This window comes from Lapidilactobacillus salsurivasis (assembly GCF_054785215.1).
On the sequence record NZ_BAAABI010000006.1, the window covers coordinates 37,759 to 59,066 of the forward strand.

General features: G+C 48.9%; 19 protein-coding genes. 12 read left to right on the forward strand and 7 right to left on the reverse strand.

The genetic code is table 11. The annotated features are described in order from the left end of the window. The first annotated feature begins 3 nt into the window (after positions 1 to 3). From rlmD to ACYVSB_RS08385, 8 genes are all read left to right on the forward strand, one after another. Complete coding sequence (gene rlmD / locus ACYVSB_RS08350; RefSeq protein ID WP_461219095.1) at positions 4 to 1,383, forward strand: 23S rRNA (uracil(1939)-C(5))-methyltransferase RlmD; 1,380 nt, start codon at positions 4 to 6, stop codon at positions 1,381 to 1,383. A 574-nt stretch (positions 1,384 to 1,957) separates the two neighbouring features. Further along, positions 1,958 to 2,446, forward strand: a complete 489-nt coding sequence (locus tag ACYVSB_RS08355; protein ID WP_461219096.1) for a hypothetical protein — start codon at positions 1,958 to 1,960, stop codon at positions 2,444 to 2,446. A 270-nt stretch (positions 2,447 to 2,716) separates the two neighbouring features. After that, positions 2,717 to 3,568 carry an aldo/keto reductase gene (locus tag ACYVSB_RS08360; protein ID WP_461219097.1) on the forward strand — a complete coding sequence of 284 codons (852 nt, stop codon included), beginning with the start codon at positions 2,717 to 2,719 and terminating at the stop codon, positions 3,566 to 3,568. 560 nt (positions 3,569 to 4,128) lie between these two features. Further along, positions 4,129 to 5,304, forward strand: coding sequence for a hypothetical protein (locus tag ACYVSB_RS08365; RefSeq protein WP_461219098.1), 1,176 nt, complete (start codon positions 4,129 to 4,131; stop codon positions 5,302 to 5,304). Between the two features lie 83 nt (positions 5,305 to 5,387). After that, positions 5,388 to 5,801, forward strand: a complete 414-nt coding sequence (locus tag ACYVSB_RS08370) for a cytidine/deoxycytidylate deaminase family protein (protein ID WP_461219099.1) — start codon at positions 5,388 to 5,390, stop codon at positions 5,799 to 5,801. Positions 5,802 to 6,070: 269 nt separating this feature from the next. Further along, positions 6,071 to 6,616: a ClbS/DfsB family four-helix bundle protein gene (locus tag ACYVSB_RS08375; protein WP_461219100.1), complete on the forward strand. Its 546-nt coding sequence runs from the start codon at positions 6,071 to 6,073 to the stop codon at positions 6,614 to 6,616. A 109-nt stretch (positions 6,617 to 6,725) separates the two neighbouring features. Beyond that, complete coding sequence (locus ACYVSB_RS08380) at positions 6,726 to 7,508, forward strand: metallophosphoesterase family protein (protein ID WP_461219101.1); 783 nt, start codon at positions 6,726 to 6,728, stop codon at positions 7,506 to 7,508. A 99-nt stretch (positions 7,509 to 7,607) separates the two neighbouring features. Then, positions 7,608 to 8,060 carry a GNAT family N-acetyltransferase gene (locus ACYVSB_RS08385; RefSeq protein WP_461219102.1) on the forward strand — a complete coding sequence of 151 codons (453 nt, stop codon included), beginning with the start codon at positions 7,608 to 7,610 and terminating at the stop codon, positions 8,058 to 8,060. 163 nt (positions 8,061 to 8,223) lie between these two features. Here ACYVSB_RS08385 and ACYVSB_RS08390 read toward each other — a convergent pair whose 3' ends face one another. From ACYVSB_RS08390 to ACYVSB_RS08400, 3 genes are all read right to left on the reverse strand, one after another. Beyond that, complete coding sequence (locus tag ACYVSB_RS08390; RefSeq protein WP_461219103.1) at positions 8,224 to 8,439, reverse strand: hypothetical protein; 216 nt, start codon at positions 8,437 to 8,439, stop codon at positions 8,224 to 8,226. 469 nt (positions 8,440 to 8,908) lie between these two features. Beyond that, positions 8,909 to 9,367: a hypothetical protein gene (locus ACYVSB_RS08395; RefSeq protein ID WP_461219104.1), complete on the reverse strand. Its 459-nt coding sequence runs from the start codon at positions 9,365 to 9,367 to the stop codon at positions 8,909 to 8,911. Between the two features lie 108 nt (positions 9,368 to 9,475). Then, a complete protein-coding gene (locus tag ACYVSB_RS08400; RefSeq protein ID WP_461219105.1) occupies positions 9,476 to 10,300 on the reverse strand; it encodes a helix-turn-helix domain-containing protein in 825 nt (274 codons plus the stop codon). A 530-nt stretch (positions 10,301 to 10,830) separates the two neighbouring features. Here ACYVSB_RS08400 and ACYVSB_RS08405 point away from each other — a divergent pair. From ACYVSB_RS08405 to ACYVSB_RS08415, 3 genes are all read left to right on the forward strand, one after another. Beyond that, a complete protein-coding gene (locus tag ACYVSB_RS08405; protein WP_461219106.1) occupies positions 10,831 to 12,384 on the forward strand; it encodes a hypothetical protein in 1,554 nt (517 codons plus the stop codon). A 297-nt stretch (positions 12,385 to 12,681) separates the two neighbouring features. Continuing rightward, positions 12,682 to 14,781: a 5'-nucleotidase C-terminal domain-containing protein gene (locus tag ACYVSB_RS08410; protein ID WP_461219107.1), complete on the forward strand. Its 2,100-nt coding sequence runs from the start codon at positions 12,682 to 12,684 to the stop codon at positions 14,779 to 14,781. Between the two features lie 472 nt (positions 14,782 to 15,253). Next, a complete protein-coding gene (locus tag ACYVSB_RS08415; RefSeq protein WP_461219108.1) occupies positions 15,254 to 16,144 on the forward strand; it encodes a DegV family protein in 891 nt (296 codons plus the stop codon). A gap of 196 nt (positions 16,145 to 16,340) precedes the next feature. On the opposite strand, the gene ACYVSB_RS08420 is transcribed toward ACYVSB_RS08415, so the two are convergent. Continuing rightward, positions 16,341 to 16,982: a VTT domain-containing protein gene (locus tag ACYVSB_RS08420; protein ID WP_461219109.1), complete on the reverse strand. Its 642-nt coding sequence runs from the start codon at positions 16,980 to 16,982 to the stop codon at positions 16,341 to 16,343. A gap of 342 nt (positions 16,983 to 17,324) precedes the next feature. Here ACYVSB_RS08420 and ACYVSB_RS08425 point away from each other — a divergent pair, with 342 nt between their 5' ends. Next, positions 17,325 to 18,278 carry an aldo/keto reductase gene (locus tag ACYVSB_RS08425; protein ID WP_461219110.1) on the forward strand — a complete coding sequence of 318 codons (954 nt, stop codon included), beginning with the start codon at positions 17,325 to 17,327 and terminating at the stop codon, positions 18,276 to 18,278. Positions 18,279 to 18,551: 273 nt separating this feature from the next. Here the strand turns inward: ACYVSB_RS08425 and ACYVSB_RS08430 are convergent, their stop codons facing one another. From ACYVSB_RS08430 to ACYVSB_RS08440, 3 genes are all read right to left on the reverse strand, one after another. Next, positions 18,552 to 18,962 (reverse strand): MerR family transcriptional regulator, encoded by a 411-nt coding sequence (locus tag ACYVSB_RS08430; RefSeq protein WP_461219111.1) that lies wholly within the window; start codon positions 18,960 to 18,962, stop codon positions 18,552 to 18,554. Between the two features lie 762 nt (positions 18,963 to 19,724). Continuing rightward, the gene (locus tag ACYVSB_RS08435; protein WP_461219112.1) at positions 19,725 to 20,843 is read right to left on the reverse strand and encodes an IS110 family RNA-guided transposase; all 1,119 of its coding nucleotides are present in this window, start codon (positions 20,841 to 20,843) and stop codon (positions 19,725 to 19,727) included. Between the two features lie 280 nt (positions 20,844 to 21,123). Beyond that, positions 21,124 to 21,279 (reverse strand): hypothetical protein, encoded by a 156-nt coding sequence (locus ACYVSB_RS08440; RefSeq protein ID WP_461219113.1) that lies wholly within the window; start codon positions 21,277 to 21,279, stop codon positions 21,124 to 21,126. Positions 21,280 to 21,308: the final 29 nt, after the last annotated feature.

Here is a 21,308-nt window from a genome sequence, read left to right on the forward strand (position 1 = left end):
AACATGGCAAAAATTCAAGCACCAGTTCGCAAGAACGAAAAAGGTTCCGGCACCGTAACTGATTTGACCTACGAAGCAATGGGCGTGATCAAGGTCGACGATTATCCCCTGTTCATCGCCAACGTTCTCCCCGGCGAAGAAATTGATTATCTGGTCACCAAAGTCAACGCTCATTATGGCTTCGCTCGCGTATTGGCGGTCAAAAAGGCCAGTCCAGATCGGGTCGAAGGGGTTGAGCGCGTTTATTTGCAGGCAGGCATTGCTCCCTTGGCGCAACTGTCTTATCCAGCCCAATTGAAATTCAAACAGCAACAAGTCATCAACTTGTTAGCCAAAGTGAAATTGCCGTTGACTGTGGCGCCAACGATCGGCGCGGATCAACAAACAGGTTATCGCAATAAGGCGCAAGTGCCGGTGCGAACGATCAAGGGTGTTTTGGAAACGGGGATCTACCGCCAGAAGTCCCATGATTTGTTGCCGTTGAGCAACTTCTTGATCCAGGCGCCGCAAATCGATGCCACCATCAAAGCCATTCGCGATTTGTTACGTGAGTTTGGCGTGCCCGCCTATAACGAGCAGTACCACAGCGGCGTGATCCGCCATATTATGGTTCGGCGAGCGCAGGTGACAGGGCAACAAATGGTAGTGCTGGTCAGCAAGCAACGCCATTTACCCCATGAGATCGAATTGATCGAAGCCATCGCGGCCTTGCCAGAGGTTGTCAGCATCATCATCAATTACAATCCGAAAACCACCAATGTTATTTTGGGCGCGCAAGAACGTTTGGTCCACGGCCAACCTTATATCGAGGACGAACTTTTAGGTCACAAGTTCCACATTTCGGCGCAATCCTTCTACCAAGTTAATCACGATCAGACTGAGAAACTTTACCAAACCGCGATCGCCGCCGCCGACTTGCAACCAGATGATGTGGTCGTTGATGCCTATTCAGGCATTGGCACCATTGGTATCTCCGTGGCGGAAAAGGTCAAAACCGTCAAAGAAATCGAAGTCGTGCCCGAGGCCGTGGCGGACGCTAAAGCCAATGCCCAACTCAATGGCCTGACCAATTTGGAATTCACCGTGGGCAAAGCCGAAGAAGTGATGCCAACTTGGGCCGAACAACAAGTCAAAATGGACGTCCTGTTCGTCGATCCACCGCGCAAGGGCCTTTCCCCAGAATTTGTCGCGGCGGTGCTCCAAGTCAAGCCGGCCAAGATCGTCTACATTTCCTGCAACCCCGCCACGTTGGTCCGCGACCTGCGCCTGTTGGTCGATGGCGGTTACGCGGCCAAAACCGTTCAGCCGGTCGATATGTTTCCGCTGACGAACCATGTGGAAAGCGTGGTCGCGTTGACGGCAACTGGTTTTGATAAAAAATAAAGAGTATGGCCATGAAAATGTTGTGGCCTGACAGCAAAAATCAGGACGAAATCGGGTCAGCTGATGACCGATTTTAGTCCTGTTTTTTTTGCCGATGGCACTGATGACTGCTGGGGTGCGGGGCCACTGCGCCCACCATCTGGCTCAGCGTAATCATGATCGCTGGCGTTTGTCCTTTTTCTACTCTAAAATTCATATCGTACAACCCCGCCGCTTTCGTATTCGCGTAACAACGTGATAAATCTATAATTTCAAGGCACATTAAAAACATCTTTGAAGAAGGCGAACTAACCAGAGATTCAATTGTTGCAAATTCTGCAACAATTGCTTCAGATTGGAAAACGTATCAAGTGGTTTATAATAATCTTTAGTCAGGAAAATCATTTATCTGCGCACGAGTCATCCCTCAAGCTGATTATCAACTAGCTAGAAGGATGACTCGATGACGCCTAAGTTCTGTTCAAGCGCGGATTTGCAACTATTTTTTCGCTTGAATAGGCTGACGAACGCGGCCGAAAGAATTGATACGTTGTTGATAGAGAAAATTTAGAATCAAGTTAAGGGAGCAACCCAAATGACTCATCATCAAATTACGTCAGCGCCAATGCCAAACGACAACAGCGCCATCTATCTCAATGAACCGTGGCTGATCGATCATGCAAATACGCCCCAGACGAAAGCGGATGTAGAAAAATTTCAACAACCGGAGACTAGTGCGGATAATGTTCGGGTGTACATCCCGATGGACTTGAACCGTGCAGCAATCCTAGGCCGTCTTGATGAGATCATCGATCGGAACGGCGAATGTAGCGAGGCTAATGAATTGGTGTATTCGGCGGAAGTTGCTACCATTATTTCACAGCTGGAAATCTACGATCAGGTTCATTTTCGACGTGACTGTGATCAAAAGGATGATAAGACCAACAACGCCAACAGTAATCATAGCCCAAGCGGCCAAATGCTAGCGAAAAAAATCGTCGCAAAACTGGCGGAGATCCCAGATGATGGCGCGGAGTCGTTTCCATTTGACCTGATTGCGGAACTGGAGACGGAGTTCGATTAGGTGCGGTAACTTCGGACGATTATTCGTCAATTCCCCCGACAACCCGCCACAAGGTTGCGACTAGATGAATTGTTTCAGCAATTGGACGCTGGTTTGCGCGCCGGAGAGCGTTGGTTGTGATCTAATCAGGGCTATTAATGCGAAACTGATAGGCGGAGGAAGCATGACTAAGGAAATGATGTTTAATCAATTTTTTGCCAAAGGGAAAGACTATATTGTTGGATCGACCACCGGGAACAACCAATAATATTTTTTCAAGGAGTGTTAATAATGGAATATGTAACTCTAAACAATGGCAAAAAAATGCCGATCGTCGGCTTTGGCGTATTTCAGATTGAGGATTCTGCTGAATGTGAAAAGGCAGTCTATGATGCAATTTCTGTCGGCTATCGCAGCATCGATACGGCTCAAGCCTATCATAATGAGGAAGCCGTCGGAAACGGGATAGCGCAAGCAATTTCAGATGGAATTGTAAGGCGTGAGGACCTATTTATCACAACGAAGGTCTGGGTAACAGAGTTTTCCTACGAAAAAGCAAAGGCTTCTATACTGCAATCACTAAAGAAGCTTCAAATAGATTATCTTGATTTGTGCCTGCTTCATCAGTGCCTTTCCGATTATTACAGTGCCTACCATGCAATGACTGAACTATATCAAGCGGGCAAGATAAAAGCTTTGGGTGTCTCAAACTTTTCTGCGGAAAGAATGGCGGATATGTGTGTCTTTAACGAAGTGAAGCCGGCGGTGAATCAGGTGGAAACGCATCTGTTTTGGCAGCAGTACAAGCTGCACGAGTGGATGGATAAATACGATGTCCGTCATGAGGCTTGGGGACCGTTGGCACAGCACAGAGTTAAGGAAGTAGCGGCTGATCCAAAGCTTATGGAAATCGGCAGGAAATACGGAAAGACGGCTACCCAGGTCTTTCTTCGTTCTCTTGTCCAAAGAGGAATTGCTTTTATTCCGAAAAGCACTCATATCGAAAGAATGAAGGAAAACATTGATCTGTTTGATTTCAGCTTAACGGATAACGAAATGAGTATCATTAAGACGTACGATGAACACAAATCGATGTGGGCTGAGTATGATGATCCCAATATTGTAGAATATGCGATGAGCTAAGCCACACTCAGCCGGTTGATGGGTCACAGAGCGAAAACTTATTCAGTATTCTTACACAGCCGCGAGGTTTTCTTAATCGAAAATCCCGCGGCTATTTCTATTTTCGGAGGTGATTTGATTGAATGAGAAATAGCAGACATAAAGTGCTACTCCTGCCGCCTGGGGACTGGCGTTGGTCACTGACTGACTTTCGCCGTGGCGACGTGCATTCACCTGGGGGAGTCTTCCCCACAAAATGAATAGGTATCTGTCCGTAGCATAAGCGTGCCCTTATTTTTGGCCAATCCTCAATAAGCGTTGCTTATCTTAATAAAATTTTGCTAGTTTAGCGTATAGAAATGGCGCCCAATCTGCTATGCTAGGGTTAAACTGATTCGCACGCCGGCTGATTAAAATGGCACGGGGAAATCGTGCTTGGACGCTGACCTTTAAGCGGCGCATGGAAAGACGGACGGAAAGTTGTGCGCTGATAACATAGGTTCGCGCCAGTTTCTGCGTTCAGGATTCTTTGGCGTTGGTGTTCCTAGCATTTACTAGGTAGCAAGAAAGGTGGTTGGCTGATGTTTGATGATTTCTTTGAGCAGGCGCCCTTAACCAAGTTCGTGTTGACTTCGCAGGCTTTAGACGTGGATTTACACCGTTGTCCAGAACAGGATGAAGAATTGGTCCAGTGGCTTACCCTGACGGCCACAGGTGAGGGGACCTTTATTGGCGCGCTCGCCGATTCGGAAACGTTGACGCGGCGGCAAACTTTTCAGATCGATCCCGCGGAGGTCCAACAATTATTCGCGACGATCAGCGCGGCTTTCCGGCAAGACCCACCTATTCCCAGAACGAGCACGACCGGTATCTGGCAATTGACTTTGGTGAACGAAGCTGGGGTAACGCTGCCCTTTACCGGCGCTCTGGGATGTTGCAGCGCGACCAGCGAGCCCAATTTATCGGAATTGATTCGCACCACAGTCAAAATCGCCAAAGTAATCGCTTTTGGCGAACCCAGACCGGCGGATGCGATTTCCCGCCTGACCCTGACTTACCAAGACCGCCGGCCGCCCGTTGCTCCGTTTTTGCGGTTTATTTGCCTGCTATATCCCGAAAAGCAGCTTGAGCGGTTGCAGACTTATTCAGAGCAATGGCAGATCGATCGGCCCACAGCGACAATCACCCAGATCCAGAATTTCGGCGCGGATAATAAAATCACGCGGACCTACCAGTTACCTGAAGTCGTTGCAGTGCTGCTGGGAGATCTTGAGGAACATGGGACTTTTGCCTATACCGTGGGTCATCCGCCCGCGTCCGATGTTATGGCGGATGATGCGAAGACTTATCAAATCACGGTGGATTACGAAAAAAACCCCCAGCGCCTGCTGAGCGGTAGCTTCGATCGCCAGGGTCTACCGGAGGATTTCGCTGACTTTGCGGCTGAGCTGGCTGAACTGCTAGGCGAGTATGATCAAAGCGCGATCCTTGATCCGCGAATTTATCGACGAGCTAAACGGCGCCCAGATGACTTGATTTTTTGCAGCGTTATCTTTCGACCTGGCGCTGAAAGTTATTACTATCTGACCGATGATGAGCAGATCGCGGTGGGTGATCTCGTAATCGTGCCCACCGGCGCTGGTCAGCACGAGACAACGGTTGAAGTGGTGGCGGTGGATTATTTCAGCGCGGAGGAAGCGCCCCGCCCCGTTGCGCAGACCAAGTGGATCATTGGCAAAGCGTCAGCCGCAGATTAACCACAACGCAAACGAGGCCATTGCCGCCGACTTGCCGTGAAAATACGATGCTGGCATCAGATGTTAGCTCAAAGGAGAACCGCATGGAAAAACTACCCCTGACCCCCGCCGATCACGCGTTGATCGAACAAGCGTTAGCCGTCCTCAGCAACAATTTCGATGACGGTACTTATCGTCACACAGTCGGTTGTGCCTTGCGCACGAGCACCGGCCAAATCTATCAAGGGGTGAATTGCGATGGCATTCATGGATCCTGCGCAGAATACGTGACCATGGGCATGGCCATCTCGGCCGGCGCCCGGACTTTCGAGACGATCGTCGCGGCCCATGAGCATAGTTTGCATGGGGTGGTCGCGCCCTGTGGCAATTGTCGGCAAATGTTGTTCAGTTATTGTCCCGACATCAAGGTAATCGTCAATGATGATCAGGGTCACCTGGTCAAGGTAGCTGCCCGTGACCTCCTGCCCTTCGCCTGGCAGCCAATTGTTGTCGACTGACTGATCGCCGCTGGGCAGGTCGGTCCCCCAATAGCGGAAATTTTTCCCGGGGATAGAGTCAACCGCTGGCGATGCTACGATAATGAATTTGTTCGGGAAATATTTTCCGAAAGAACTTGTTGAAAAACATTGCGGGAAAAATCTTGCCGGAAAAATCTTGTTGAAATAGCCTGCCGGAAAGGCTTGTTGAAAAAGATTGTTGAAAAAGGATTGCGAGCCATTGTTCCACAAAAGCGCGTATGAATTAAATTTTCTGGAGGATGCAGATCATGGCTAGACCGACTTCAAAGGCCGAACTCCTGACGGCCGCGACGACCCAATTTGAGCAATTGGAGAAGTTGATCGCCCAGTTGCCGGCAACGGCGCGAACGGCGGATTTTACTTTTCCCCTGACCGCGCAGGATCAAGCCGTCCATTGGCAACGGGATCGTAATTTGCGCGATGTTTTGGCGCATTTGCTGGAATGGCATCAGTTGCTGCTGAACTGGGTTGCGGCCAATCGTGGCGGTGTTCAGGTGACGCCCTTTTTACCCGCGCCTTATACGTGGCGGAATTACGTTGGATTGAATACAGAATTTTGGCGGCAACACCAAGCGACTAGTTTGGCGCTGGTCCAGACGGCTTTACGGCAAAGTCATCAGGAAGTGTTGACCTTGATCAATACGTTCTCTGATGAAGAACTGTTCACGAAGGCGTATTTCAATTGGACCGGCAGCACTAGCCTTGGTAGTTATTGCGTTTCAGCCACTAGCAGTCACTACGCCTGGGCCGCGCAGAAAATCAAGCGGCAGTTGCGGGCGCTGCAGGCGACGTAACGCAGTTGTTTGATATTTAATGGTAAAATGATGACTTGCTTTTCCCGCCATCATTATCAGTCGCAATGGAAAAACTGAGAAACTAGCTTTGCCGAAAGGGGAAAATGGCATGCGCACACTTGTGGTTGGTGATCTGCATTTGTTGGGTTCAACGGTTTTGCCGCTGGTGACGGCGAAATTGGCAGACTTGGCGGTGGATCAGGTGGTCTTGTTAGGCGATTACTTCGATCAGTGGTCGGAAACTGAAAATAGTAATCTGTATCAGCGTGAGTTGGCCTTTTTGACGGATTGGGTCACGGCTTTGCGCGGGCAAGGAACGCCGGTGGTTTGCTTATTGGGCAATCACGATGTTCCTTACCTGACGGGGAGTCTGAGCCACTATTCCAACGCCGATCCTGTGTTTGGGCGGAAAATCAGTGCCGGTCTATTTCGCTTGGGTTGTCAACTGGCGCTGAAAAGCGATGGCTATCTACTCAGCCACGCTGGCTTCGTTGACAACGAAGCGCCGGAGTCTTGGTATTTCGCATCGCTTAGTCGCGGGCATTTGTCCGACTTGAACCGTTTAGATCACACCATTGGTTTTAGTCGTGGTGGTTTGGCGCGCTGGGGCAGCTTATTGTGGGCTGATTTTGATACTGAGCTGAGTGGTTATTTCAATCCGGATTATCCGCGGCAGATCGTCGGCCACACCCCGGTAACGCAACTGACCCGTGAGCGTGCTGACGGGACGATTATTGATGTGGACACGTTTAGCTTGTTTTCGAATCATCGCCCGATCGGCAATGGTGATCTGTTGTTGCTGGTTGATGGGCACGTTCAAACGATTCCCACTGATTTTTGTGAAGTTCTCGCCGCCAAACAAACCCATGGTGATTTGTTTTCTCCATCATAATTGACCTGTTGTTATTTTTCAGTTATCAGTTAAAGGTCAATCGTTTCAAAATCGTCATTTCAAAATCAGTTGGTTCAAATTCAGTTAAGGAGCATCGTTATGGAAGTGATCTCTGTTCGAGAGCAGCCGGAATTCGCGCCGGCGGCAATCGCGTATTTTCAAAGTAAGTGGGGCGATGAGGATAGTCGCATGGTCTATCAGGATTGCATCACCAATTGTCTGACCACGCCGGCGGCCTTGCCCCAGTGGTATTTGTTGCTGGATCAAGGGCAAATTATTGGCGGCGCCGGCTTGATCCCCAATGATTTCATCAGCCGGATGGATCTGTATCCCTGGCTGTGCGCACTATTCATCGAAGCGGATCAGCGCGGCCACGGGTACGGCGCCAAATTGATCCGGCGCGCCGAACAGGATTGCCGCCGCGCTGGTTTCGAGCAGTTATATTTGTGTACGGACCACATCGGCTACTATGAGCATTATGACTTCCATTACTTGGCCGTCGGGTATCATCCTTGGGGCGAACAATCCCGAATCTACCAAAAACAGTTGTAAACAGAGTGCGGAGAGGTGCGGTTAGACCGTGAGCATTAATTTATCTGATTGACTAAGCCGCGCAGCGGATTGGGCAAGCAGATACTTTAAGGCGCAGCGGTCTGCACCGCGCAGCACGTTTCAAACCAGTGCGGAGCGCAAAGGGTTGACTTCGAGCATTAGCCTAAGAATTGGCTTGGAAGCTGGGCTTTGCTTCCGAGCCAATTCTGTAGCTAAGCGCAGGGAGCTGGGTCGGAGAGCACGTTTCGATCATGCCCGCGACTTGCACTGCGAGAATTGGGGTGAGATCGCTGTGGGCGTCACTTTGAGCTTCGCAAAACCCGCGAATCTCAAAGCTGAGCCTTGGTCTAGGTGGCCAAGCCACCAAGACCAATTTCACGGCAATCTCACCCCAATTCTCTCCGTTTCAGCCGCTCAACGTGTTCTAATTTTTTCTTTCGCCGGCGAGCAAGCTTGGTCCGGTTGATTTGGTGTCACGGAATTGACGACATTGACTGGTGGTCCCTAGTTCAATATTGGTGACATCGGAAGAACTTGCCTGATTGGCTAGATTGAGTTTTGGGTGAAGCAAATAATTTGGCTACGTCAAATGGCGTACATCTCGAAAAATAGCGCCACTCACTGAGTTAGTTTGGTGACTCGGCCAGTGCACCTGTTGCATCGCCGATCCAGCAGGTAACTTGATTGAGATTGGTTCCTTTAACCGGCTGTTCTTAGAAAAAGATCAGCAGTAATCTTTGTGGCTGCATGATAAAACTTTGGCAATAGTTACGCCTGTTCACAAAAAAGTCCGCATGACGCGGACTTTTTTGCTGGTGATTTTTAATTCGAGGTGTGATCTTGCTGGTTCAACTCTCAGCCAACATAGCTAACGCGTGGAGATTGGTCAGAAAAGCGTGCTTGGTAATCGGTCGTAACAAGGTCAGCGGGACACCAGGAAGCGCCTCGGTGTCGATCAGCACCGTTTCCGCAACAATGGTGCTTGAGCCATTGTCAGTCAGTTTGAATTGCACGCGGTAAGCTAGCCGGTTACCGTTGACCGAATAGGTGATCAGATCCGCGTTTTGACCAATCGTTAGCTCTTCAGACTGATTGATTGCCTCGCGGTCGCGCCCGATTTGATAGTGCCGAGTGCTTTCCGTCAGTTGGTTGGTTTGGCTTGATTTGTTCGATTGAACCGGTTGAATCGGTTGGATCGATTGAATCGCCGGATTCCACCGGATCAACCGGCTGGGATCCAACAAGATCGCGCTGATCGTTGCCGCCTCCGCCTGAATAGTCAGGGTATTGTCGAAAAAATTTTGCATGATGAGTCACGTTCCTTCTAAGAATGACTTCAGCATACTTGGGTTGACGAGTAAGGCCTAATCAGAATACTGATATCGACTAAAACTTCATCGCCAAAATCCTATTGACTAAAATTTGTAAACTTTTTCGTGAAAAAGATCAGCCAGGAAAGTGGCCTGGTCGTGCGCCTGTTTTCCCTCTGCGGCGGGCCCGGCGGATTCTGTGAGCAAGGCCCGCAAATAATAGCAGTTGGCCAAGAGATAGTGGGAATCGTGGGCGGTGATGAAATCGATTCCCTGTGTTAATTGCTTGAGCTCAACCCGTGGTTTGTCTAGGTAATAGTTGGTCAGAGCGGCTAAATAGAAAACGATATTGAGATTCTCATCAAATGGAGCATGGGCAATCCCGGCCAGCGCCGTTTCGACCTGGGCAACGACGCCCTCAGTCTGGCCCGATTTGGCGGTGAGACAAGCGGAAGTCACCTGGGCCAACCGCGTTAATGCAGGTTGCGCTGTTGTTGCGCTGGCCAAAGAGAGCCGGAGTGAGCCTTGAACTTTTGCCAAATCAGGTTGCGGCCCTGCTTGCAGTTGCGCCACTGCCAAATAATAGTAATAGGATTGAGTTTGGGCACTTGTACTGATCGAAGCGATCACGTCGGCTCGTAAAAGTAGCGCCAGCAATTCTTGATAGCGATGTTGGTTGCATAGCGCAATCGTCTGGGCATTGAAGTCTGGTTGGCCGCTGACTGCATAGTTGGTTGCCAGACTAAAAGTGTCCAGCGTCAGCGCCAGACGTTGACTCAAGGCAATCAGAAGTTGGGCATTGGGAATATATTGGTCGTGTTCGATCGCCGAAAGCATGGATTGGGAACAGATTCCGGCGCAGATCTGAGCTTGTGTTGCCTGACGTTCGTGACGACGTTGCTTTAGAATTTGGCCGATTGTTATCGACATCATGACACCTGCCTTATAGTTGGTCAGCAATGGCCCTGCCTACCGTGGACGTACCTTGACACCTTACTTTTACGACCACTGCGCTTTGTTGCGCATCCGTAAAATAAGTCTAGCTGATTTGGGGAGATCATGCAAAAAAGCAGCCAAGTTTTTATTGGGCACGCCAACTGAAAATCTGAGCTTGGCTAGCAGACAGCTGGGTTGTCTCAAACGTTCAAAAAATAGCAACGTTTCCTGGAACCAGCCGAATTCGGCAGGTCAAAATCGAGAAAGGGCTTTCATCACCGTTCGATTGTGCTATGATAAATTTGAAGGACTTTAGGAGGGGTCTGGATAGAATGCTAAACAAAGCAACGGCATCAATTTGTGCTTGTTGGTGGTCATCACGGCGTTGGTTAAGCCTTAAGATTCTCTGGTCTGACGCGCAGTGATGATTGCTTTTTTGAAACTGTTCGCTGGCCATAGTCGCCAATTGTCTGGCCCTAAATCAAGGGGACATGGCTGGTCTCGCGGGGAAAGGGTGGGAGACGGTGCTACCATCAAAAATTGAATTGCATGCTTTTGCAGTGGACTGGTATGGGCAATTGCTAACTGCTGGAGCCAGTTTGACCTGGGTTCGACCGTTCACCCAAGCGGTTCAACAGGTGCAGGCGTCCACTGGATCTCGGTCAGCGCAGGACACTTACTTGGGCTTATTTACTTCAGAACAAGCGCCGTGGACCGGCGCGAGTTTGATTGCCCAATTGGATCGGCTGACCGCACCACGATTGCTGGACGGATTAGCTAGTTTCACGGCTGAACTGCCACGTTTAATAACGGTCAAGGGCTTGCCAGCCGAACAGCAACAGTGGCTACTGCTGGCGTTGAGTCAACTTGCGCTACTCAGCGCACCGGTCGTTAGGCGAGACACTGATCAGCCATTACAACAGTCAGTACTACAGGACTGGCTGTTTGGCGAATCGGGGATATTGCGTTTTGGTCAGACCAGCGCCTTGACGTTGGTGGTCAACGATTTCGGTTATCGTCCCTTGGCCAACCCAGGCACAGTGGTGGAGCAGCGGCTGGATTTCAATGCGACAGGTCTGACGCATTTACGTTATTACGATTATTTGACCCGCCAAGTCGGGCCCAGCAAGTATTGGCGCTTACGCTCGCCCCAATTGGCGGAGGTTTTGACCACTTTCTTTGACCAGGCAGTCAGTTGGACACCGGGACCGACTTCAGGAAATTTCATGGGGATGTGGCATTTGGCTGTGCAGACGACTGGTGGTGATGGTTGGCAGTTTAGCGGTTGGTTACGTGCTGACCAAATGGGAAGCGTGATCGATTTGGCCTCACTTTTGTCAGAAGTCGCAGCTCAATTACGGGCGCGACTGGCAACAAGGCCTCCAGTTCCCAGCAAAATCAGTTGTGTCTACCAACGTCACTTTAAGCCAAAGCTGGTGCGGCCCGCCTTCTTGCAAGACTTGCCGCCCTATACAGATTGTTGGGAGACTTTCGAATTTGATGGGACAACGGGAACGTTTACTTGGTTGTTGCAGTTGGACGAGGTGCAACAACGGATTACTTTCACGCGAGCAACGGCAGTCCAAACCTTTTTAAACGAATTGACCAGTGCTGATTTCCAAACTGCGGCACCACCGATCACTGCAACGGTCCCGGCTGATTTCGGTGACTTTGAGTTGACAGTCGATTGGTCAGATCAAACAACTCAGCAACGCCAGGGCCCATTAGTTGGTGCACAATTACCGGCTGTTTGGGAGCGATTTGCTGGCTGGTTGGATGATCAGCAATTGTCTTTACCACGGACAGAATTATTTGATTTTCATAATAACAGCCGGGCTTGGCCGCTTCCTGGCGAGTTGTTGATCTGTTGGGTTATTTTTCGAGACGGCGGTCGTCAGTACATGTATCAAGCGACGGATGTTTCCTTGGTGGTCACTGATTTGGTGGTCGTTCCTGCGGGCGTCTTGAATCACCCAAAAGTTGCGGCCATTACTAGATTGGCGAGCTGTTCACCAGAGCAGTTGACCTATCCTGCCGCGAAATTGAAGCAAGTGCTCGGGCGGTATCAGCAGGGATAATGCCGGTAGCGACGAGCAATTTTAAGCAAGGAAGCGTTTTCCACGTTTCGAAAAGAAATCTCTGAAATGTTTTTTTATTCGGGGAAACTGGATTGGTTGGCGTATTTAATTAAGAAGGGGCAAGCAAGTTCTTACTTGTTACTTTTTTGTGAGGAGATTCGATCAAGAAGAGGCAATTCGGCACTGCTTTTTCTAGTGGATTCCTGATAAAATCAACGTGGATGGGCACACTCATTCAAACCCTGGGGCTGCTTGCCCTAAGCACGATGATCAGATCATCATGAGGAGGAGTTTAGTTTGGCAAAGAAAAGTGGATCACGGCGACAAACCCTGATTTGGTTGGTCGTTCTTAACTTTATCATTGGGCTGGTCTTTGGCCCCAGCCGCGCACTCTTGGCGGCGACAGATCCTGTAGCAACGGCAAACACTGAAGTTGTCACGATCATGCACACGAATGATATGCACGGTCGGCTGGCTAATGTTAAGGATCAATCAATTGGGATGGCCCGACTCAAGACTTATCGAGATCAGCTCAAACCAACATTACTCGTTGATGCCGGTGATGCCATGCAAGGGCTACCGCTGTCCAACTATTCCAAGGGCATGGATATGGTCAAGGCAATGAATGCTGTGGGCTATGATGGCATGACTTTGGGCAATCACGAGTTTGATTTCGGGCTAGAAACGGCGTTGAAATATCAGAAGGAATTGAACTTTCCGATTGTTTCAGCCAATGTTTTCTACCGTGACGGGAGCCGACCGTTCCAGCCCTATGCCATGACGACCAAGAGTGTCAATGGCCAGTCACGCAAATTTGCTTTGATCGGCTTAACAACACCGGAAACTGCTTATAAAACACACCCTAAGAACGTCGAGAAAATCAAATTTGAGAAGCCATTACCGGCGGCAATCAAAGCAATGGACGCTGCCATTAAAGATGGCGCGGATTATTTTGTTTTTATGACGCACTTAGGCGTGGATGAAACGACTCTGGCTGATGAAAAATCAACCTATTTGGCGACTGGTTTAGAAAAACAATATCCAGATAAACGCATTTTTATCGCTGATGGTCACTCCCATACCCAACTACCAGAAGGACTGAAATTTGGTAACGTTTTGGTGGGGCAAACAGGCAATTATTTGAATACGGTTGGTGTGATGACAGGAACCTATGCAGGGAACCAAACCACGCTGAAGGCCGAATTGCATCCGGCTAAAGAATTGCAGGATCTGGCCGAAGATCCCATCGTCAAAGCTGTCGTGGATCATGCCCAAGCCGAATATGATCGGGACAATTCGCAAGTGATCCTGGCCAACAATCGAGTCAAATTCAATGGCTTACGAGACAATGTCCGCACTCGGGAAACGAATTTGGGTAATTTGATTGGCGATGTCCTTTGGTCCTATGGGCAGACCGGGTTCGCTCAGAAATCAGATTTCGCGGTCGTTAATGGCGGCGGTATTCGCGAGAATATTGAAGTGGGCCCAGTGACTAAGGGGCAAATCGTCTCAGTGATGCCTTTTGGTAATACCATTTCCCAAATTGCAGTAACGCCTGCTGAAATGTACGAAATGTTTGAGCATTCACTGCGCTCGCCAGTCGCAACAGACAGCCAAGGCAAGCCGATCATGGATGAGAATGGTTTGCCAAAACTTGGTGCTAATGGTGGCTTCTTACAAACGTCTCATACTCTCCAAGTCACTTATGATCCAACTCGTGAAGGTCGTGCGTCGAACAAGAAGACGACGGATGGGCTACGCGTCTTGACGATTCGGCTCAATGGTAAAATCATTCCTCGGGCTGACAATCAGACGAAATATCAGATGGCCACCAATGATTTCATGGCTGCTGGTGGTGATGGTTACACCATGTTAAGTGGGAAGCCAGTACAACAAGGCCCATCGATGGATACGGTTTTCCTTGATTATCTGCGTAAGGTTACTCCGGAAACATTGGATCAGTATCGGACCGAATTACCAATGACTCGGATTGTGTCACGGCCAGCTGCTCACGAAATTGCCTTGGAGTGGCTAGGGTATCGCTTGGAGGCCAAAGATTTGACCAGCAAGCAGGCGAAAGACTATACACCACAAAGTTGGGCGGCTTTTGTCGCAGCGCGGGATCACGCCCAAGTTGTTGTCAGTAAGCAAGATGGTGTCGCGGCTGAACCAGCACGCATTCGTTTAGAAAAGACCTTCAAGGGACTGCAGCTGATCAAGACCAGCACAGGGACAGCCACGCAACCAGCGACTAAACCAAACGGTTCTAACAAAACCAACCAAGGTAAATTACCGCAGGCTGATGAACAAACCAGTGATTTGGCAATTTATGGCGTCATGGCACTGGGCTTACTGAGTTGTGGTGGTTTCATCTGGAAACGACAACAGGCTGCCTAGGTACCAACCACACCGAAATTCTTTCGATTTTCTATGATTGATTATCACGACCACCTTCAACGGAATTTAACGTGAAGGTGGTCGTTTTTGGGTACCGTGCAACAAACGTTGCCGGACAGATCCGGGGTTGGAGCAACAAACGCGGTGGCTCGGGGATTGGTGTGGACCAGCAAACTGTTGCGTCATTCTTTGTTGGCAGTTCCAAGTGGCGTGATTGTTCACTTGATTAGCAGTTGGTGATTGAATCTATTGGTTTCGCATGCTACAATTTGAGACATTAGATACGTGATTTTTTCCACGGAAATTGGGCAAAAAAAGCAAATTGGTAAACTGGTTGGTGGTTGATTTGCAACAATTAGGGGCACCGAATCTTTGGCCGCCATGGGCACCGTCAAATCAGTCAATGTTGAAAGACTGGATGACGATTTTGGACGATCTAGTGTGAACTTAAACTTTCTTTGGAGGTTCTAAAATGACAAACGACTATGTGATCAGTTGTTGTTCAACAGCTGATTTAACCGAGGAACATTTCCGCCAGGCGGATATTCATTATATTCCGTTCCACTTTGAACTGGACGGTAAATCTTATCCCGATGATTTGGGCAAATCGATGCCGTTTCATCAGTTCTATCAAGCGATGGCCAATGGTGCGGAGACGAAAACATCGCAGGTCAATGTGGAAGAGTTCACCGCTTATTTCGAGAAATTCTTGCAGGCGGGGCAGGACATTCTACACGTGACCTTATCCTCCGGTTTATCGGGCGTGATCAATTCCGCCAACTTGGCGAGAAATATCTTAGCCGAGAAATACCCCGAACGTAAAATCTACATTGTGGATTCATTGGGCGCGTCTTCAGGCTACGGCTTGATTATGGACAAATTGTCCGAATTACGGGCTGGTGGTATGGGCATCGATGAGTTGCATGAGTGGGTCGAAGCGCACAAATTAAATCTGCATCATTGGTTTTTCTCCACTGATTTATCTTTCTACGTTAAAGGTGGCCGGATTTCCAAAACCAGTGGCTTTGTCGGCGGCTTGCTGGGAATCTGTCCGCTGTTGAACATGGACAAGGCGGGACATTTGATTCCCCGCAGCAAGATTCGCGGAAAGAAGCGGGTGATCCAGGAAATCGTGAAACGCATGGAAGAACATGCGGATGATGGCCTAGCGTACGCGGACAAATGTTTCATTTCCCAATCAGACTGTCTGGAAGACGCGCAAAAAGTCGCGGAATTGATCGAAGGCCGTTTTCCTAATTTGAAGGGCCACGTGGAAATCAATTACGTCGGCACCACGATCGGAAGTCACACAGGTCCTGGCACGGTGGCGCTGTTCTTCTGGGGCGATCGGCGAAATGACTAGCCTTAAGTAATTGGCGAAAATCAATGGGTCATCTCCTCGGGACCAGCGCGCTTGGTGCGACGACGCTAAGGCAGCTTGGACTCACGGTGACAGCCGATTGAGCGAACCCCGTCCAAGTTCAAGCCGCAGTTTGTAAATGAAAAAAGGTGCTCTGACAAGTTGTCGGGGCACCTTTTTTGCTTTTCCGTTTGGTGGGCTAGTTCTCTTCTGGAGCGGTTTTCTTCTTGAAAGCCATGATCATTGCGGGTAACAGCGAAATCAGGATGATCGCCACCATGATCAGTTCGAAGTGGTTTTTGACAAAGGCGATATTGCCGAAAAGATAGCCAGAACCGACGGCCAGCAGGACCCAGCTGATGCCGCCGAGAATGTTGTAGGTGATAAACGCGCGATAAGGCATCTGGCTGATGCCAGCGGTGAAGGGGATGAAGGTGCGAATGATCGGCATGAAGCGGCCGAGGAAAATCGCCGCTTTGCCATGCTTCTCGAAGAAGCCTTGGGAGCGGGCTAAATATTCTGGTTTGATCCAGCGTTGCATCTTCTCCGAATGGGTTAGGTGGTTGCCCAAGTGTTTGCCGATTTCGAAGTTTAGCGAGTCGCCGATGACCGCGGCGATGCTTAGCAGAAGCAGCAAAATTTCAATGTTAAGCGGTTGGCCGTCCAGCGCCGCCAGTGAGCCGCAGAGAAACAGCAATGAATCACCAGGCAAGAAGGGCAGCACGACCACTCCGGTTTCAATAAAAATCACGATGAAGAGGCCAAGATAGATCAGGTTGCCATATTGGCCGATCAGTTGGGGCAAGAGTTGGTTCAGATCTGGCATAATTGACGCAAGCATGGGCAGGAACTCCTTCGGTGGTGTAACGCCACGAAATCGGCTGATCGTTGTTAAAATCAGCGTTTGTTCAATCTACCAAACTTTAGCACTTTTCGGAAAAAACAACAGGTAGGTAACCGCTTTAGCGAATTTTTTAAACAAATTGAAAGATTTACGTTGAATGGGTGAGTGATCGGCGGTTGTCCATCTGTCCACGGGGGTTGGCGGTCAGGGCGCAGCAATCGTTATAAATACCAGCCAATTTGAAAAAAGGCCTTGACTTAGACTATGGTCGAAGCAATATGCTAGTCAATGTTCAGGACATTGGGATTGAGCAGTCCAGCTCAAGAAAGGGTGACTAATTTGAAACAAGTTAATATCGGGCAAACACAATGGCAAACCTCCGCGCTGGCTTTGGGAATTATGCGGATGGAAGCCCTAACGCCCGCTCAAGCGGCACAAACTTTGATAGCCGCCAAAGAAGCCGGGATCAATTATATTGATTCCGCAGATATTTATGGCATGGGTAAATCTGAGGAAATTTTCGGACAGGCGCTGCTGGAATCCGGCTTACATCGAGAAGATTTTGCGATTCAATCGAAGGGCGGCATTGTTTTCGATCCTGCTAAAAGTCACGGCAGTTTTGTTTTCGGCAAGCGCTACGATTTCTCTAAAACACATTTATTAGCGGCAGTCGATGGGATATTGCAGCGGATGCAGATCGATTATTTGGATGCCTTTCTATTACACCGTCCCGATCCGCTAATGGACTTGGACGGTATCGCCGGGGCGTTTGACGAATTGACAGCCTCGGGAAAGGTGCGCCACTTTGGCGTATCCAACTTCAATCCGGAGCAATTTCAAATGGTGCAAGCGGCGGTCTCACAGCCATTGTTGATCAATCAGCTGCAATTCAGCATCATGCATTCGGGAATGATCGATTATGGGCTACATACCAACATGGCCGATGCGCGCTCGATCAACCACGATGGCGGTCTGCTTGAGTTTTCCCGGCGTCAGGGTGTTACGGTTCAAGCTTGGTCACCATTCCAATATGGCATGTTCGAGGGCACCTTCATCGATAACGCCAAGTTCCCTGAGCTCAATGAGCTGCTAGCGCAATTGGCGGCGAAGTATCATGTCGGCAAAAAAGCGATTGCCACCGCTTGGATCCTGCGTCATCCGGCGGAAATGCAAGTAGTCTTAGGGACGATGAATCCGGCACATATCAAAGACAGCGCGGTCGGCGGCGATTTAACGTTGACCAAACAAGAATGGTACGATATTTACTTCGCGGCGGGCAATGATTTGCCTTAGTTAGTCTTCGTCAGCGATCCAGTGATCAGGCCTATTTAATAAGCCCCCAGGCCATATTCGCAGAGAAACATTCACAACAAATCCATGAAAAAGATCCCGGGGACACCCATGGCATGGTGATCCGTCGCTAATTCAAAGGGCCTTGACCAATTTTCTTATTTAGAAATTGGTCAAGGCCTTTTTGCTTGTTGAAATATTGTATGGGCGGCGCCAGTCTTTGCGCAGCACGCTGCTGGGGCCATGATTGATGCTTGGAATCAGTGCTACTCCGAGTTAGCGTGGTTGTGGTAAGGTCGCTGTTTCCCGAACCGCATCCTCAGTTCCCGCGGCGCAGGCTCTTTGGTAGTAATCGATTTTATGATCTACTTTCTGTAAATAGCCCTGAACTTGCGCCAGTTGCGCCTCGACCTTTTCGCGGTGGGCGATGAAGAAGTCCAACCGCGCCGTTAAAGTGGTATCACCAATCAAACACCAGTCAACGAATTGGCGGATCTCGTCCAACTGCATACCGGTCTCCTTCAAGCAGGTGATTACAGCCAGGAACTCGAAATCGTGTTCTTTAAAGTGGCGGCGGCCATTGCTGTCGCGGTCGACAAAAGGAAGCAGTCCCTTTTTGTCGTAATAGCGTAGTGTGTAGGCACTTAGGCCGGTGATTCTGGAGACGTCGCTGATTTTATATCCCATTTTTCCAACTCCTTGTTAATCTGCCGCTAGTATAACTCATTTCGAATCATTCGGCATCTTTTTTCACCAATTTCCGCTGATTTGGTTGGCAAAAGTATGATAGCCGCGGCTTGCGCTGCGCGTGGCGTTGGTGGTTGGTAGGTGTGGTGGGGCTCCAGGTCGGGCGGGGGGTGGTGGAAACGTGTTCCACGCAATTGCTTTCTGCGCCGATACGCAATTTCACTGGATTGACTGCATCAATCCAGCAAAATCGCTAGTCGTGCTCAAAAGCAACCCATTGCGTTGCACACTGTTTCGAACTCGGCCTTATTGTAGGCGATAAATCGCCAACAATAATTGGTTCAGAGTGAGAGCCGACCTGCATTGCTTCTGTTATGAAATGACCCTTTGTCAAGTCAGAAGATTCAGTTGTCAAAGTCCCTCGGTTATCGTTGGCACTAACAAACTCCAGAAGATATAATCTCTCGACATTTAGCCACTCTGTTATACGAGGATTTTGTGTACCTCAGGTTAATGGTCCAGTCGAAGGCTTTTATAATCTCTTAACGTAGATCACAGATATTGATCAACTAATACGGCCATATCAGTTGAATCTATCTGCGCTACAACAGTGCGCATCGTAAGTAGCCAGACCTTTCATTCTGGAGCTTGTTGGTACCAACGATAACCGATGATTGTGTTCTGATTTTTGATTTGAATTATTCCGTAGGTATCGAGACAGCTGTTTAAAATATTCCTTGTTTAACTGCAATTAGGTATCTCTTAGTAATCGATGTGTCCTGTTTCTATCCCCCAAATAAAGCCGGCTAGTTCCCTGGCTATTGCGGTGATTGCGACATTGTGTTGTTTTCCTTGTTCAATCATTCTTCGATATTTACGTTGGAGATGGTTAACCCCCTTATCCGCGTAAGCAATGATGGCGCTCGGCTGACCAACTTGTCTCGCTCGAACGGTCTTAGATTTATGGTTGATTTGTCCCCTGACTAAAGACTGAGCGGATTCGACTAATATCGTTCTAATCGCCGAATTTCCTTGTTTGGTTATGCCACCATAGGCCTGATGATCGCCGCTTGAATGTTCGGAGGGAGTAAGGCCGAGAAAGGCCATATAAGATCGCGCAGTCGGAAACCGTGAGAAGTCTGCCGTTTCAATATGGATCGTCATTGCGGAAGTTATCGCGATTCCTTTGAAGCAGGTTAATTTCCCGATTGACTCCGCGTATCTCTCACTGCGTGAGAGGCTTTCGATTCGTTGATCGAAATGATTGAGTTTATCTTGTAGTTCTTCGATCTGCACAAGATATTCATCAATAACTTCTCGTAAAAGTTTTGAGACAGGAATTGTTTTAACCCAGTCGAAGAAGGGCTGTGTCCACTTTGTTCTAGTTGCACTATATTGAAGTCCCTCCCGCAATAATAGTGCACCAAGTTGTTGTTTAGCCCTCGTCAACGCTTTTTTGAAGGATTTGCGCATTCTGACGTACTCTTTGACTTCAATGTCTTCTTGAATTGGAACATAAACAGCGTGATACGTATTTGCGGCTAAGTTTCTCGCAATCATCTTCGCATCCATCTTGTCATTCTTAACGACCTTGTTTTTTGAAGAGCTATACATGGTTGTAGGCGCCATGATGACACAGTCAATACCTTTTCTGTATAAACTGTAATAAAGCGAGTAACCTAGAACTCCTGCCTCATAACCAGCTAGGAACTGAGTATCTTCAGAACATTCTTCGGCAATCCTTTGAGTAAATTTATCAACTAGTTTTGGATCCGAGGCGCATTTGGTTTCGCCGAGAATTTCACCAGTCTTGCCATTAAGCGCACATAAACTGAACGAATCTTTGTGGACATCCATCCCGATATAAACTATACTTTGCATTGTAATGACCTCCTAATTGTCATGGGGTAAGGGATATTGTTTATACAAACACATTATCTCCCTGAATCCCCGAACTGGCAACTTAGGGGGTCATTTCATATTATCTCTGTTTCGAACTCGGCCTTATTGTAGGCGATAAATCGCCAACAATAATTGGTTCAGAGTGAGAGCCGACCTGCATTGCTTCTGAACATTAGCCTAGCAACTATTTTGGCGGCGGGTTTGTGCCTCCGAAATAGTTGCGTAGCTAAGCGGAAGAAGCTAGGTCGGTGAACACGTTTCAACGCCAGCCGTTCAACGTTATAACAGCCGTTTGGGCAGTCCCGCCAACAGGCAAGCTATGATCAATTGATGAGGAGCCACGCAATTGACAACCATGGTTAGTGGTCACCAGCTTTAAATTGGTGAGACCAGGACAGTCTGCCTGATGAACCAAGGCAAGTTCTTGATGAATCAGCTAGATCG